Source organism: Herbaspirillum seropedicae (assembly GCF_001040945.1).
Taxonomy (GTDB): Bacteria; Pseudomonadota; Gammaproteobacteria; order Burkholderiales; family Burkholderiaceae_D; genus Herbaspirillum; species Herbaspirillum seropedicae.
This window is the reverse complement of sequence record NZ_CP011930.1, coordinates 2,176,661-2,191,698: the sequence shown is the minus strand read 5'-3', so window position 1 is coordinate 2,191,698 and position 15,038 is coordinate 2,176,661. Positions and strand designations below refer to the sequence as shown.

Sequence of the window (15,038 nt, the reverse complement as noted above, 5' to 3'; positions counted from 1 at the left end):
TTATTTGTCTTCCACTTGTAAGATTGCCAGGAATGCTTCCTGCGGAATTTCGACCGAGCCCACCTGCTTCATGCGCTTCTTGCCGGCCTTCTGCTTTTCCAGCAGCTTGCGCTTACGCGAGATGTCGCCGCCGTAGCACTTGGCCAGCACGTTCTTGCGCATGGCCTTGACGTTTTCACGCGAGATGATGGTCGCGCCGATGGCGGCCTGGATGGCCACATCGAACATCTGGCGCGGGATCAGTTCGCGCATCTTGGCGGCCACCTGGCGGCCGCGGATCTGGGCCGCAGCACGGTGCACGATGATGGCCAGGGCATCGACCTTCTCGCTATTGATCAGCATGTCCACCTTGACCACGTCGGCGGCGCGGTATTCCTTGAACTCGTAGTCCATGGAGGCGTAGCCACGCGAGGTGGACTTCAGGCGATCGAAGAAGTCCAGCACGATCTCGGCCATCGGCATTTCATAGGTCAACTGCACCTGCTTGCCGTGGTAGCTCATGTTCATCTGGATGCCGCGCTTCTGCGTGCACAGGGTGATGACCGAGCCCACGTATTCCTGCGGCATGTACAGATTGACGGTGACGATGGGTTCGCGGATCTCTTCGATCTTGGACACTTCCGGCATCTTGGACGGGTTGTCCACCATCAGCAGGGTGCCGTCGCGTTGCTGCACTTCATACACCACCGTCGGCGCGGTGGTGATCAGGTCCATGTCGAATTCGCGCTCCAGGCGCTCCTGCACGATTTCCATGTGCAACAGGCCCAGGAAGCCGCAGCGGAAGCCGAAGCCCAGCGCCTGCGACACTTCGGGTTCGTACATCAGCGCAGCGTCGTTGAGCTTCAATTTTTCCAGCGAATCGCGCAGGGCGTCGTACTGGTTGGCTTCTACCGGGAAGAGACCTGCAAACACCTGCGGCTGCACTTCCTTGAAGCCCGGCAGCGGCGCCGGGGCGGGCTTGCTGGCCAGGGTGATGGTGTCGCCCACGCGCGCGGACTTCAGTTCCTTGATGCCGGCGATGACGAAGCCGACCTGTCCTGCCGTCAAGGCTTCACGCGATTGCGACTTGGGCGTGAAGACACCGATGCTTTCGGTCAGGTACTGGGTTTCGGTGGCCATCAGCAGGATCTTGTCCTTGGGACGCAAGGTGCCGTTGACGATGCGCACCAGCATGACCACGCCGACGTAGTTGTCAAACCAGGAATCGATGATCAGCGCCTGCAGCGGGGCCTCCGGGTCACCCTTGGGCGCCGGCACCTTGGCCACGATGGCTTCCAGCACGTCTTCCACGCCCAGGCCGGTCTTGGCCGAGCAGGGAGTGGCGTCCGATGCGTCGATGCCGATGACGTCCTCGATCTCGCTCTTGGCGTTGTCGGGATCGGCGGACGGCAAGTCGATCTTGTTCAGGACCGGCACCACTTCCACGCCCAGATCCAGGGCGGTATAGCAGTTGGCCACGGTCTGCGCTTCCACGCCTTGCGAAGCGTCCACCACCAGCAGCGCGCCTTCGCAGGCCGACAGCGAGCGCGAAACTTCATAGCTGAAGTCGACGTGACCCGGGGTGTCGATCAGGTTGAGGTTGTAGATCTGGCCATCCTTGGCCTTGTAGGACAGGGCTGCGGTCTGGGCCTTGATGGTGATGCCGCGCTCGCGCTCGATATCCATCGAATCCAGCACCTGGGCTTCCATCTCGCGGTTGGACAAGCCCCCGCACAACTGGATGATGCGGTCGGCGAGCGTGGACTTGCCGTGATCGATGTGGGCGATGATCGAGAAATTACGGATATTGTTCATTAACAGACTGGAAACGATGAAAAAAGGCGCTCTGAAGCGGGCAGTGCCCAGCCGAGCGCCTTTGCAACAGCTTATTCGACCCGGCATTTTACCGGATTTCAGAGGGACAAGCCCGACTTTCCGGTGCAGGCTGGCGCGCCGGCGCACCGAAAAGCATCAGCCGACGCGCGACATCAATTACCGGGAAGCAAGAAATTTGCGCAAGGCCGCCTCATCGAGATGATAGTGGCACAGTTGCACCCACCGCCCTTCCCGGTCACACCCCATCAGCACCGGGACCAGCTCGTCATATTGCGCCACCAGCGCGGCGTCGGCGTCCACATCCACCATCTCGACCCGCGCCGCCGTCTCTCCCAACGCCGCCAGCAAGGCCCCTCGCAAGTCCTCGCAGAGATGGCAGTAACTGCGCGAATAGATCAGGAACTGCAAGGCATCGGAGCCGGAGGGGGTCGGGGACGAGGTGAGCGACATAAGAATGACAAGCAGACAAGCGGATGGAAAAAGGCTGCGATCCGCACGGAATCGCAGCCTCGACGTCACAAGCCCACCGGGGGCTGCGAGGGATCAGTTACCGCCGTTGGGGCGCAACGGCACGAACTGCGAAGAATCGCCACGACGCACCAGGACGGCGGCGCGCTTCTTGGCGTCCAGCTTGGAGACGAGCTGGGCGAACTGCTTGGCGTCCTTCACATCCACTTCGTTGAGGCGCTGGATGACGTCTCCCGGGCGGATGCCGGCCGCGGCAGCCGCACCACTGACGGCCTCGACCAGCACACCATTATCGACCTTCAGTTCCTTGCGCTGCGCGTCGGACAGGTCACTGACCACCAGACCCAGGGAATTGGGCGCGTTGTCAGGCTTGGCCTTCTTCTCTTCGGCCTGCTTAGGCTTGTCGGCTTCCAGCTCGACCACGGTCACGCTGACGTCACGCGCACTGCCCTTGCGCCAGATGCTGACGGTCGCCTTGGCGCCCGGCTTGGTGGAACCCACCATGCGCGGCAGGTCGCTGGGACGCTCGATAGCGGCGCCGTTGTACTTGAGGATGATGTCACCTGCCTCCAGACCCGCCTTCTCCGCCGGGCCGCCGGCCTCGACGCGCTGCACCAGCGCGCCCTGCGCACGCGCCAGCCCCAGCGACTCGGCGACATCCTTGGTCACCTCGCCGATCTGCACGCCGATACGGCCACGGGTGACGCGACCGCTGGCCTTCAACTGATCGGCCACACGCAGCGCCTCGTCGATGGGCACGGCAAAGGAAATCCCCATGAAGCCGCCAGAGCGGCTATAGATCTGCGAATTGATGCCGATCACCTCGCCCTTGAGGTTGATCAGCGGACCACCCGAGTTGCCCGGATTGACGGCCACGTCGGTCTGGATCAGCGGCAGGTAATCGCCAGTGTCACGGGCCTTGGCCGAGACGATGCCGGCGGTGACCGTGTTTTCCAGGCCGAAGGGCGAACCGATGGCCAACACCCATTCACCCACGCGGATCTTGTCGGAGTCGCCCATGTTCAGGCGCGGCAGGTTGCTGCCGTCGATCTTGAGCACGGCCACATCGGTGCGGGTATCGGAGCCGACGATCTTGGCCTTGAATTCACGCTTGTCGGTCAGGGTGACATAGACCTCGCTGGCGCCCTCGACCACGTGGGCGTTGGTCATGATGAAGCCATCGGCCGAAATGATGAAGCCCGAGCCAACCCCGCGCGGCACTTCTTCCTGCTGCCCTTGGCCACCCTGCTTGCCATTGCCGCGCGGCGTGCCAGGCTGTTGCTGGCGGGGGATGGGAATACCGAAGAAGCGGCGGAAGAATTCCTGCATCTCCGGATCATCGACACCGCCCTGCCCCTGGGCATTCTGGCGCACGCGTTCGGTAGTGCGGATATTGACCACGCCCGGACCGGTGCGCTCGACGATATCAGCGAAGTCCGGCAAGGCAGCCACAGCGGGCGACGCCACTGGCGGAGCGGCCAGCGCGACGGGGGCGGCAACAAATACGGAAGCGGCCAGCAAGGCGCTGGCAAGGGTAGTCTTCAAGGGTGTCATTGCAACGGTCTCTTTTATTTGGATTTCAATTCTATGGAATCAGCCACTTGCCGGATCGCGGCCGCCGGCACTTCCCCCACCACGGTGAGCCAGTAGTCCCCCTGGGGACGCCCGAGGATATGCATGGCGCCCTGCTGGGCGCTGCCCTCCTCACGTCCCGGGCTGCCCGGTTCGATGAACACCGAGATGGCGGCTAGGCCATCGGAAAACACGATCTGCGACACTTCACGCTCGGCGGCCCGGTTCTGGGCCGGCGCCGCACCATCGGCCGCGCTCCCGGCCATCAGTCGGCGCACTTGCTGGATCTTGCGGAAACCGGGCGGCGGCGTGACCTGCCACTGTGGCAGATCGATGGGCGTCATGACGGCCTTTTCGATATGCCAACCATGCGTGTCCTTGTAGGTGGGGTTGACCCGGGCGCGATCAATCCCGCCAATCTCGATCTGGGTGAAGGCAATCTGCTCGATCACTTCGCCCTGGCCATCCAGCGTCTGTGCGCGCAGCAGCAAGCCAGTGGCCTTGTCGGTCCAGAAGCGGTAACCATAACGCAGTTTATCGCGCGGCTCCAGCATGACGACCCGGCAATCGCGCCCGGCCACGCGCTCGTCGCTACCGGCCCGCAGATGGTATTGCGCACCCAGGTCCTGCGGACGGACATCGACAATGGCGGGAAAGACGTCACGGGTGACGCGCTTTTCCATCCGGATCGTGCGCGATTGCGGCAGATAACTGGCCACCTCGTCGTTACTGCGGATGAATTCAGCAGGCTTGCCGTCGAGCAATTCGAGTTTTTCCAGCTCATTCTTGCCCACGACCACATGCGTGACACGTGAACTGCGTATCAGCGCAGCCTGCTGATAGACGAAACGACCGGAATAATTCAGGTGCTGGGCGGACGATTGCATTTTCTGCAATTGCGCCATCAGCAAGGAAGAAGCGGAAGCCTGCTCGCCCTCCGCCGCATGGGCGGATGGCAAGAGCAACGCGGGAAGCAAGCACAGTACGCCTAACAGACGCCCCGTTTGACGCATATTACTTGTCAGCGTCAGTGGAGAAGGCTGCGGAACGGGCGTATTGCGCCGAGCTGTAGGAGGGCGAGAAGCGCTGATGGGCGAACAGGTAGTCGTCGATGCGCGGATCGCGCTTGACTTCACCCTGCTGGGCCAGCGAACTCACCTGGGTGACGTTCTGGGGATTGGCGTTGGTGGTGGACACCGTGGCAATCGCCGAAGGCACATTGACCGGCGCCACGGCCACCTGGCTGACCGGCGCAACCGCCTTGGCGTCGGCGGTCACCATGGCCTGCTGCTGCGGCATGGCTACGAAGACAGCGGCGACGGCAGCTGCTGCGGCAGCGGCGCTGGGCATCAGGAAGCGCACCAGGCGACCCGGACGGGCGGCGCGATGATCGCCGTTGGCAGCGGCCTTGGCGGCCTGCACGGCCACAGCCGGCTGCGCCACAGGAGCGGGCTCAACGGCCGTGGATTGCGGCGCCACGATGGTCGGTTCGGCCTCCAGCAAGGCGCTCATGCGCGCGGAGAAACCGGCGCTCAGGGGCACATCCATCTCCTCCGAACGCAGCACCTCACCAATGCGGTGGTAGTCTTCCCACGCTTGCTGCGCATCCTTGGAGGAACGCAGGCCCGCGAGGGCAATGGTCATTTCTTCAGCACTCAGCTCGCCATCGGCAAGGGCTGAGGTCTGTTCTCTGGTTGTTACTTTGGTATCCATGAGCAGTCACCCGGCAAATATCTTAGTTCCATATCCCGCTTTGTTATTTTGCTTTTTCAACAACAGCCTTGCGGCTGCATCACCAGCGCTTGTCCGCCGCCGTATCCAGCAGTGGACGCAACTTCTCGGCAATTGCTTCCCGGGCGCGGAAAATACGGCTGCGCACGGTGCCGATCGGACAATTCATCGCATCTGCAATTTCGTCGTAGCTCAACCCCTCGATCTCGCGCAACGTAATGGCAGTACGTAATTCTTCCGGCAATGCTTCCATCGCCACGTTGACCGTCTGAGCAATCTGCTTGGTGGCCAACATCGACTCTGGAGTGTTGATGTCCCTCAGATGGTCTGCATCGTCAAAAGTTTCCGCTTCTTCTGCATCTGCTTCAGTCGATGTGGGCGCCCTTCTGCCCATGGTGACCAGATAGTTCTTCGCGGTATTGATACCGATACGGTAGAGCCAGGTATAAAAAGCTGAATCGCCGCGGAATTGCGGCAGTGCACGATAAGCCTTGATGAAGGCTTCCTGCACCACATCCTCGGCTTCAGCCTGGTCGCGGACCAGCCGCGAGACCAGGCGCATCAGCTTGCGTTGGTACTTGACCACCAATAGCTCGAACGCCTTCTTGTCGCCACGCTGGACGCGCTCAACAAGCTGCTGGTCTATTTCGCGTTCTGTCGTCAAACCGGGTTCCTTGTTTTTTATGGCAGTATTGTTTTATCGTCATCGCCAGGGGCAGATGCTTCCACCTCGGCAATTTTCAAGACTGCCGACCTTACTTTTCCAGCATCCTGGCTTTGGCCGTATTGTGACTGATCAGCCAACGACATGCCACGGAAAGTGCGCGGAATGTATCTTCGGAAACAGAATCCGACAGGACGGGGATAGTGCGGGTCTTGCCGCTTTCAAGGCGCAGCCGCAAAAACAGCATGCCGGGCCAGATCGTGCTGCCGGCCAGCAATTGCGCCAGACCGGCGCTCATGACTTGTGGCTTGGTGCGGCTCGAGGCGGCCAGCAGATGTTCCACCACGCGAATCTGCCCGGTGCCGGAAATATGCAGCCAGATGGTCTTGCGCTCGCGCAACACCGTCAGCAGCGCCACGCCGGCGGCGATAATGCAGGCCAGCGCCAGCGCAATGCGCGCAGGCCAGGACCACGATCCCGGCAACCACACACACAGCAGGACGCCAGTCAACGCCACGCACAGGCAGGCGAAACCAGTGACCAGCAGCAGCAGGCGGGAAGGTTTGATATCCGCAGAGACAGCTATCGACATGAGAGGCCCGGGCGCGAAGTGCGCAATGTGCGCCATTAAAACGACAAACCCGGCTTCCGCAGGGAAGCCGGGTCATGCATTTTACATCTTGCCGATGACCAGGGTACCGTTGGTGCCGCCGAACCCGAAAGAGTTCTTGACGGCAATATCGATCTTCATGTCCCGCGCCTGGTTGGCGCAGTAATCCAGATCGCATTCCGGATCCTGGTTGAAGATGTTCATCGTCGGCGGCGACACTTGGTTGTGCACTGCCAGCACGGTCAACACCGTTTCCAGGCCACCGGCGCCACCCAGCAGGTGACCGGTCATGGATTTGGTCGAATTGACAACCATCTTGTAAGCATGGTCACCGAAAGCGGCCTTGATCGCGTCCGACTCGTTCTTGTCCCCCAGCGGGGTCGACGTGCCGTGCGCGTTGAGGTACTGCACTTCATCCGGGTTCACGCCGGCATCGCGCAGTGCATTGAGCACGCAACGACGCGGACCATCCAGATTGGGCGCAGTCATGTGGTAAGCATCGCCGCTCATGCCGAAGCCGAGCAGTTCTGCATAGATCTTGGCGCCACGGGCCTTGGCGTGCTCGTACTCTTCGAGCACCATCACGCCAGCGCCCTCGCCCAGCACGAAGCCGTCGCGATCCTTGTCCCAGGGACGGGAGGCGGTCGCCGGATCATCGTTGCGGGTGGACAAGGCGCGCGCCGAAGCGAAACCACCGATGCCCAGCGGCGAAACGCTGGATTCGGCGCCGCCGGCCACCATCACATCCGCATCACCGTACATGATCATGCGCGCGGCGGAGCCGATGCAATGCAGGCCGGTGGTGCAGGCGGTGACGATCGCCAGGTTGGGACCCTTCAGACCGAACTTGATGGACAAGTTGCCCGAGATCATGTTGATGATCGAGGCCGGGATGAAGAAGGGACTGATGCGGCGCGGACCACGGTTGGTCAGTTCGGCGTGGGTTTCTTCGATCAGCGGCAAGCCGCCGATGCCCGAACCGATCATGACGCCAATGCGCTCGGCATTCTCATCCGTTACCGTCAGGCCACTGTCTTGCATGGCCTGGATACCGGCGGCCATGCCGAAGTGGATGAAGGTATCCATATGACGCGCTTCCTTGGCGGGGATGTAATCCTCGATATTGAAGCCCTTGACTTCACCGGCGAAGTGCGTGGTGAAGGGGGTTGCGTCGAACTTGGTGACGGTAGCGATGCCGGACTTGCCTTCCTTGATGGCACTCCACGTATCGGCGACGTTGTTGCCGACAGGCGAGATGCATCCCAGGCCGGTGATGACTACACGACGTTCACGAGTGCGGCTCAAGCAATTCTCCTGAAACTTTGACCAAAGCCCTTATCAGGCCTTGACTTGCGACTTGGCGTAATCGATCGCCTGTTGCACGGTGGTGATCTTTTCGGCTTGTTCGTCGGGGATTTCCATTTCGAACTCATCTTCCAGCGCCATGACCAGCTCGACGGTGTCCAGCGAGTCGGCGCCCAGGTCGTCCACGAACGACGATTCGTTCTTGATGTCGGCTTCGGCGACGCCCAGTTGCTCAGCGACGATCTTCTTCACGCGTTGTTCGATATCGGACATAGTGTTCCTCCAGAGGGATGATAGGTTACAAAAGTGCGCGCATTTTAGCAGGTTTGCGCGCGGAAAATTTACTTTTAACTATTCCTGGCAAGATTGCGCCAAGTGCAGCTTAACTTCAAACAAAAGTCGCCAAAAGGACTTGAATCAAGCCCCCAGGACTTACTTAGCCCATGTACATGCCACCATTGACATTGAGCGTGGTGCCGGTGATATAGGCCGCCTGCGGCGAGGCCAGGAAGGCCACGGCATAGGCGATCTCCTCGGCCGCACCCAGGCGGCCCAGCGGAATCTGCTGCAAGATGGCGGCGGACTGCTGCTCGTTCAAGGCACGGGTCATGTCGGTATCGATGAAACCAGGGGCTACGCAGTTCACGGTGATATTGCGGCTGCCGATTTCACGGGCCAGCGCGCGGCTCATGCCGGCCACGCCCGCCTTGGCGGCGGCATAGTTCATCTGACCGGGGTTGCCCGCTTCGCCCACCACCGAGGTGATGTTGATGATGCGGCCGGTACGGGCCTTCATCATGCCGCGCAGCACGGCGCGCGAGAGGCGGCCGACGGCGGTGAGGTTGGTGGCGATGACGCTGTCCCACTCCTCATCCTTCATGCGCATGGCCAACTGGTCCTGGGTGATACCGGCGTTGTTGACCAGGATGGACAGCGAACCGAAGTCCTTCTGCACCTGCTCCACCAGCGCCACGCTGGCCTCAGCGTCATTGACGTTGAGGACCGCGCCGCGGCCGGCTTCCGGGCCCAATGCAGCCAGGTACTCGGTGATGGCGGCTGCGCCCGACTCGGAGGTGGCGGTGCCGATCACCTTGGCGCCCTGGCGGGCCAGTTCGGTGGCGATGGCGCGGCCGATACCGCGCGATGCGCCGGTCACCAGGGCGACCTGGCCTTGCAGATTCTGTGCACTCATTTCAGCGACTCCAATACTTTGTTCAGGGATTCCTGGTCGACAATGGCTTCACCCACCAGATCGCCATTGATGCGCTTGGTCAGACCCGTAAGGACCTTGCCAGGACCGCATTCAACCAGATGGGTCACGCCCTCGGCGGCCATCTTCTGCACGGTCTCGACCCAACGCACGGGGGCTGCAGCCTGACGCACCAGCGCATCCTTGATGGCAGCCGGATCATTGACCACGGCGACGTCGACATTATTGATCAATGGGATCTGCGGCGCGGAAAACGCCACATTGGCCAGGTAGGCCTGCAGGCGATCCGATGCAGGCTTGAGCAGCGACGAGTGGAACGGCGCCGACACCGGCAACGGCAGCGCGCGCTTGGCGCCCTTGGCCTTGGCGATGTCGCAGGCGCGTTCGACCGCAGCCTTGTGACCAGCGATCACGACCTGGGCCGGCGCATTGAAGTTGACGGCCTCGACCACGTCGCCCTGGGCGGCTTCGGCACAGGCCGCACGCACGTCCTCATCAGACAGACCGAGAATGGCCGCCATGCCCCCCTGCCCGACCGGTACGGCTTCCTGCATGGCCTGGGCGCGGAAGCGCACCAGCGGCACGGCATCCTTGAAGGCGATCACACCGGCGGCGACCAGCGCCGAATATTCACCCAGACTGTGGCCGGCCACCAGCGCCGGCGCCTTGCCGCCCGCTGCGAGCCAGGCGCGGTAGAAGGCCACTGCCGCCGTCAGCATGACGGGCTGGGTATTGGTGGTCAGGTCCAGGTCTTCCTTGGGGCCTTCAGCGATGAGCTTGCCCAGGTCGAACTGCAATGCATCGGACGCTTCAGCGACGGTCTGGCGAACGACGTCATTGTCGGCAAAACCATTGAGCATCCCGATGGCCTGAGAACCTTGGCCCGGGAAAACGAAAGCAAATGTTGTCATGCTTGGATGTGATTGAAGTTGGATAAAAATGCAGACGCTACGGAAGGCGGCCCGGTGAACCGCCCCGCCCTGCTTACATGCGCACCAGCACGGCGCCCCAGGTGAAGCCGCCGCCCACGCCTTCCATCATGACGGTGTGGCCCGGCTGGATGCGGCCATCGCGCACCGCCTGGTCCAGCGCCAGCGGGATGGACGCAGCCGAGGTATTGCCGTGTTCGGCGACGGTCACGACCATCTTTTCCAGCGGCAGGCCCATCTTCTTGGCCGTGCCCTGCATGATGCGGATGTTGGCCTGGTGCGGCACCAGCCAATCCACGTCGGTGGACTGCATGTTGGCCGCTTCCAGCGCCTCGCGCGCCACCTTGTCCAGCAAGGACACCGCCAGCTTGAACACGGCCGGACCATCCATATACAGGTAGGCGCTGCCAGCAACGGCGCCATTGTCGACGCTGCCCGGCACACACAGGATGTGGCCATGGCTGCCATCGGCGTGCAGCTTGGTGGCCAGCACGCCAGGCTCCTGCGAGGCGCTCATGACGACGGCGCCGGCGCCGTCGCCGAAGAGCACACAGGTGGTGCGATCCTTGAAATCGAGGATGCGCGAGAACACTTCGGCGCCGATCACCAGCACGTTCTTGTGGGCGCCCGACTTGATGAAGCTGTCCGCCACCGACATGGCATAGACGAAGCCGCTGCACACCGCCTGCACGTCCATGGCCGGCGCACCGTTGGTGATGCCCAGCTTGCGCTGGACCACACAGGCGGTGCTGGGGAAGCCACCCAGGTGATCCGGGGTGGAAGTGGCCATGATGATCAGGTCGATATCATTGGGCTGCAGGCCCGCGGCTTGCAATGCGCGCTGCGCGGCCTGCAACGCCAGGTCGCTGGAGAGCTCGGCGGGCTCGGCGTAGTGGCGCGCGGAAATGCCGCTGCGCGTGACGATCCATTCGTCCGAGGTCTCGATGCCCTGCTCGGCCAATTGCGCCGCCAGTTCCTGATTGGTCACGCGCTTGGCGGGCAGATAGCTGCCGGTGCCAATGATTTTGCTGTAAGTGGTCATGCCGTCTTCTTGCTCTGTTAGTTCGGTTGATCCAGCGAGACCGGCGCCGGCTCGGAAGCCAGTGCTGCGGCCTCGGCCGTGCGCCCCTGTCCCTGGGGCATCAGCTCCGCCATGCTGGCGGCAATACGGGCCAGCACATCGTACTTGGCCGCGTCGTAGGCGCGGCGGATGGCCCATTCAAACGCATACACATCGGCGCCACCGTGGCTCTTGAAGACCAGTCCCTTCAGCCCCAGCAGGCTGGCGCCATTGTAACGGGAAGGATTGAGCCGGCGCGACAGCGCCTTGATGGCGCCATAGGCGATCAATGCGCCCAGCTTGTTGACCAAGCCCTTCTTGAATTCACTGGTGAGCACCTGCTTGACGAAGCGCCCCAGGCCTTCGGAGGCCTTCAGCGTCACATTGCCCACGAAACCGTCGCAGACCACCAGATCGGTGGTGCCTTCGAAGATGTCGTTGCCTTCCACGTTGCCGTAGAAGTTGAGGATACCCTTCTCATGATCCGCGCGCAGCAGGCCGGCAGTCGCCTTGACCAACTCGTTGCCCTTCATGTCTTCCTCGCCCACGTTCAAGAGGCCGACCGTCGGCTTGGCCTTGCCTTCCATGACCGCCACCAGGGCCGAGCCCATCAGTGCAAATTGATGTAAATGCTGTGGCTCGCAGTCGACATTGGCGCCGAGGTCGAGCATGTAGGTGGGGCCATCCTTCTGGTTGGGCAGGATGGTGCAGATCGCCGGACGGTCAACGCCCGGCAAGGTCTTCAGGACATAGCGCGACACCGCCATGAGCGCGCCGGTATTGCCGGCCGACACGGCCGCCTGGGCCTGCCCGTCCTTGACCAGGGTCACGGCCACGCGCAGGGAAGAATCCTTCTTGCGGCGCAGGGCCACCTCGACCGGATCTTCCATGGTCACCACTTCAGTGGCGTTGTGGATACGGATGCGGGCTTCGCCGGCCAGCTTGTATTTCTTCAACAGCGGCTGCAGCACGGCTTCCTGGCCGACCAGGATCAGCTCCGCATCAGATTGGCGCTTGAGGAAGGAGGCAGCGGCCGGAAGAGTGACTGACGGGCCATGATCGCCACCCATGCAGTCGATTGAAATTTTGATTGTCATCGATTTGATTCAGAGCCTTGCCAGCCCACATTATGAGGCAGTTTGGAGACCGTTCAAACTGGCACACTCGGACAATGCGCCAGATGAAGGTTCACGCAAGCAGGCAGGCGGATCCGCACACGGATGTCGCGGACATAAAAAAGCGGCGCAAAATGAACCTCCTTGAACAGAAGCTCATTGCGCCGCTTTTCTCCAAAAACAGCAAGCTCAATGAATGAGATTACTCGTCGTTCTTGGTCTTCAGCACCTTGCGACCACGGTAGAAACCGTTGGGGCTGATGTGGTGACGCAGGTGGGTTTCACCAGTCGTCGGCTCCACAGCCAGCGGGGGTGCAGTCAGAAAGTCGTGTGCACGGTGCATACCGCGCTTGGACGGGGTCTTTTTGTTCTGTTGAACGGCCATGATTACTCCTAAACCTTACTTAAGATTGAAAATTTTAACACACCGGATCCAGGTTTCCGTAAACCCGCTGTGCCGCTGCCCGGCACCTGCCAGACATCCCCAAACAATTACTGCTTCAACTTCTTCAGTACCTCAAACGGGGAAGCCCGTTCAGCACTTTTGGCCTCGACCGCCGCACTACCACCCTCGGGACACTTGTCATGCTTGGGCGCCACCGGCAGAGCCAGCAACGCTTCGTCCTCGATCAGGTAGTTCACATCGAAGGCTGCCGAACCGACAATGACATCGATCTCGTCATCATCGAGCAGTTCTTCGATTGCGTCGGCCTGGGCCTCATCTTTTGCCAATACCAGCAGCGACTTCGAATCAATCTCGAAATTCAATGCCGTCAGGCAACGCTGACAGATCAGATTAACTGCACCCGACACTGCCAGACTGAGTTGAGCATGCCCCAGCTTGTCGATATCGCCGGACAGAGCCCAACGAATCGTGCCGGAACGGTCAACCGTCTCTTGCGCCAGACGACCTAATTCAGCAACCGGAATCTCGCCCTGTGCCTGCTGTTTCAGCCGACAGAAGTCGAACGCGTCGATCACAAATGCATTCATAGCCAAAGCAGAATCCGGAAAACCTGCGATAATAACAGAAAATTTCCTTACCAGTCAAAGCCTTAGCGCGGCGTTTGCGAATTTCTCGCAAAAAATATCTTGACGCGGCCTGATGCAAGGCTTCTGCGCCCATCTTCGGGCAATGAGGACGATTACCCCGCAAACCCATCCCTTCCCGCTCCTGACCATGTCGCATTCCCACTTCACCGCTCCCACCACCCGCCTCATCCTGGGCTCCAGCTCGGTGTACCGCAAACAACTGCTGGAGCGCCTGGGCCTACCCTTCGAGACCATGACGCCAGATATCGATGAAACGCCGCAGGCCGGCGAGACGCCGGAAGCGACCGCGCTCAGGCTGGCCCGTGCAAAAGCGGCCGCCATTGCCGCGCGCGCTGGCGCCGCCCTGGTGATCGGCTCGGACCAGGTAGCCACGCTGGATGGACAGCAGATCGGCAAACCCGGCAATCACGCCAATGCCTTGAGACAACTGCAGATGATGCGCGGACGCGAAGTGATCTTCCATACCGCATTGTGTCTGTGGGATGGCCGCCGCACTGACGCCGCCCAGGCAGCCCAGCTCTGCAATGTGCAAACCCTGGTGCGCATGCGCGACCTCTCCGACGCCGAGCTCGATGCCTACCTGCACATCGAACAACCCTACGACTGCGCCGGCAGCGCCAAGAACGAAGGCCTGGGCATTGCCATCCTGGAAAGCATCCGCAGCGACGACCCCACTGCCTTGACCGGGCTACCGCTCATTGCCCTGACCACGATGCTGCGCCAGGCGGGCGTGGGATTTTTCGGACTGACCGCGCCTCAGTAATTGCGACGCGGGTAACCCTGCGCCAGGATGCGCTGCCACACCCGCTCACGCTGCTCCACATCCATGAAGACCCATTGCGCCACCTCATCGACGGTACGGCCGCAACCGCGGCAGACGTCATCAAAGGTCGTGGAACAGACCGCCACGCAAGGCGTGTCGGGCCGCTCAGGCAGGGGCTGGGGCGACGAGGGGGAGACGGAAGCTGAAGACATTGAGGTGTTCTGAACGAATGACATGAAGCAGCGCACCCGTGGATCCCGGCGCTGCACACGCCATCTTACCAAGAAGCGGCGCATCCCCGGCCCTGATGCCGGAAGGGACAATCACTCCAGCGCGACGGCAAAAGAAGAAAAAGGCAAAAAAAAGCCCGCGACCAAGAGGTGCGGGCTTGAATCCAATTTCTTAAGGAGGAGATTGGAGGAGACAGGTGCAACTATAGTCATCCTCGCCCATCACGTCTGCTTTATTGTGGCAATAGCAGATATTCACAAGAAAAATATCTGACAGCCCCATCAACGCCCCTACTCTCTCTCACCCCATCAACGCCCCTACTCTCTCACCCCATCCAGTTACCCCCCTCAACCGGCATCCATCGAAGCTTCCAGCGCCGAGGTGACCGGCTTGGGCGGATTGGCCTCCTGGCGCTGGCAAGCCTGCAGCACCAGCATGGCCGACAGCAGCATCAGCAACGCCTTGGTTCTCATCAGCTTCTCCTTGCGTGTCCACTCCAGCGGCGACTGCCG

Annotated in this window: 19 protein-coding genes; 2 read left to right on the top strand and 17 right to left on the bottom strand. The window is 61.4% G+C overall.

Annotated elements, in window-relative coordinates:
- From lepA to ACP92_RS09540, 15 genes are all read right to left on the bottom strand, one after another.
- Positions 1-1,794 carry a translation elongation factor 4 gene (lepA, locus tag ACP92_RS09610; RefSeq protein ID WP_013233931.1) on the bottom strand — a complete coding sequence of 598 codons (1,794 nt, stop codon included), beginning with the start codon at positions 1,792-1,794 and terminating at the stop codon, positions 1-3.
- Between the two features lie 177 nt (positions 1,795-1,971).
- A complete protein-coding gene (locus ACP92_RS09605; protein ID WP_013233930.1) occupies positions 1,972-2,265 on the bottom strand; it encodes a glutaredoxin family protein in 294 nt (97 codons plus the stop codon).
- 93 nt (positions 2,266-2,358) lie between these two features.
- Complete coding sequence (locus tag ACP92_RS09600; RefSeq protein ID WP_013233929.1) at positions 2,359-3,837, bottom strand: DegQ family serine endoprotease; 1,479 nt, start codon at positions 3,835-3,837, stop codon at positions 2,359-2,361.
- A gap of 14 nt (positions 3,838-3,851) precedes the next feature.
- Complete coding sequence (locus tag ACP92_RS09595; RefSeq protein WP_013233928.1) at positions 3,852-4,868, bottom strand: MucB/RseB C-terminal domain-containing protein; 1,017 nt, start codon at positions 4,866-4,868, stop codon at positions 3,852-3,854.
- A 1-nt stretch (position 4,869) separates the two neighbouring features.
- Complete coding sequence (locus ACP92_RS09590) at positions 4,870-5,568, bottom strand: sigma-E factor negative regulatory protein (RefSeq protein ID WP_013233927.1); 699 nt, start codon at positions 5,566-5,568, stop codon at positions 4,870-4,872.
- 79 nt (positions 5,569-5,647) lie between these two features.
- Positions 5,648-6,250 carry an RNA polymerase sigma factor RpoE gene (gene rpoE, locus ACP92_RS09585; protein WP_006463502.1) on the bottom strand — a complete coding sequence of 201 codons (603 nt, stop codon included), beginning with the start codon at positions 6,248-6,250 and terminating at the stop codon, positions 5,648-5,650.
- Positions 6,251-6,341: 91 nt separating this feature from the next.
- On the bottom strand, positions 6,342-6,842 hold the full coding sequence (locus ACP92_RS09580) for a protein YgfX (protein WP_013233926.1): 501 nt from the start codon (positions 6,840-6,842) through the stop codon (positions 6,342-6,344).
- Between the two features lie 81 nt (positions 6,843-6,923).
- On the bottom strand, positions 6,924-8,165 hold the full coding sequence (fabF, locus tag ACP92_RS09575) for a beta-ketoacyl-ACP synthase II (RefSeq protein ID WP_013233925.1): 1,242 nt from the start codon (positions 8,163-8,165) through the stop codon (positions 6,924-6,926).
- A 33-nt stretch (positions 8,166-8,198) separates the two neighbouring features.
- Positions 8,199-8,438 (bottom strand): acyl carrier protein, encoded by a 240-nt coding sequence (gene acpP / locus ACP92_RS09570; RefSeq protein ID WP_006463505.1) that lies wholly within the window; start codon positions 8,436-8,438, stop codon positions 8,199-8,201.
- A 163-nt stretch (positions 8,439-8,601) separates the two neighbouring features.
- Positions 8,602-9,357: a 3-oxoacyl-ACP reductase FabG gene (fabG, locus tag ACP92_RS09565; RefSeq protein WP_013233924.1), complete on the bottom strand. Its 756-nt coding sequence runs from the start codon at positions 9,355-9,357 to the stop codon at positions 8,602-8,604.
- On the bottom strand, positions 9,354-10,286 hold the full coding sequence (gene fabD / locus ACP92_RS09560) for an ACP S-malonyltransferase (protein WP_013233923.1): 933 nt from the start codon (positions 10,284-10,286) through the stop codon (positions 9,354-9,356). The genes fabG and fabD overlap by 4 nt, the downstream gene beginning before the upstream one ends.
- A gap of 73 nt (positions 10,287-10,359) precedes the next feature.
- Entirely contained in the window at positions 10,360-11,346 is a 987-nt protein-coding gene (locus tag ACP92_RS09555; RefSeq protein WP_048348527.1) for a beta-ketoacyl-ACP synthase III, read from the bottom strand.
- 17 nt (positions 11,347-11,363) lie between these two features.
- Positions 11,364-12,461, bottom strand: coding sequence for a phosphate acyltransferase PlsX (gene plsX, locus ACP92_RS09550; RefSeq protein ID WP_013233921.1), 1,098 nt, complete (start codon positions 12,459-12,461; stop codon positions 11,364-11,366).
- Positions 12,462-12,681: 220 nt separating this feature from the next.
- Complete coding sequence (rpmF, locus tag ACP92_RS09545; protein ID WP_006463510.1) at positions 12,682-12,864, bottom strand: 50S ribosomal protein L32; 183 nt, start codon at positions 12,862-12,864, stop codon at positions 12,682-12,684.
- A 107-nt stretch (positions 12,865-12,971) separates the two neighbouring features.
- Complete coding sequence (locus ACP92_RS09540) at positions 12,972-13,472, bottom strand: YceD family protein (RefSeq protein ID WP_013233920.1); 501 nt, start codon at positions 13,470-13,472, stop codon at positions 12,972-12,974.
- A 187-nt stretch (positions 13,473-13,659) separates the two neighbouring features.
- On the opposite strand from ACP92_RS09540, the gene ACP92_RS09535 reads away from it, so the two are divergent.
- Positions 13,660-14,295, top strand: coding sequence for a Maf family nucleotide pyrophosphatase (locus ACP92_RS09535; protein WP_041310536.1), 636 nt, complete (start codon positions 13,660-13,662; stop codon positions 14,293-14,295).
- Here ACP92_RS09535 and ACP92_RS09530 read toward each other — a convergent pair.
- Complete coding sequence (locus ACP92_RS09530; protein ID WP_041310534.1) at positions 14,289-14,507, bottom strand: DUF1289 domain-containing protein; 219 nt, start codon at positions 14,505-14,507, stop codon at positions 14,289-14,291. The genes ACP92_RS09535 and ACP92_RS09530 overlap by 7 nt on opposite strands.
- 22 nt (positions 14,508-14,529) lie before the next feature.
- Between ACP92_RS09530 and ACP92_RS24555 the strand changes: the two genes are divergently transcribed.
- Entirely contained in the window at positions 14,530-14,799 is a 270-nt protein-coding gene (locus ACP92_RS24555; protein ID WP_156181770.1) for a hypothetical protein, read from the top strand.
- A 74-nt stretch (positions 14,800-14,873) separates the two neighbouring features.
- Here the strand turns inward: ACP92_RS24555 and ACP92_RS25190 are convergent, their stop codons facing one another.
- The gene (locus tag ACP92_RS25190; protein ID WP_013233917.1) at positions 14,874-14,999 is read right to left on the bottom strand and encodes a hypothetical protein; all 126 of its coding nucleotides are present in this window, start codon (positions 14,997-14,999) and stop codon (positions 14,874-14,876) included.
- Between the last annotated feature and the right edge of the window lie 39 nt (positions 15,000-15,038).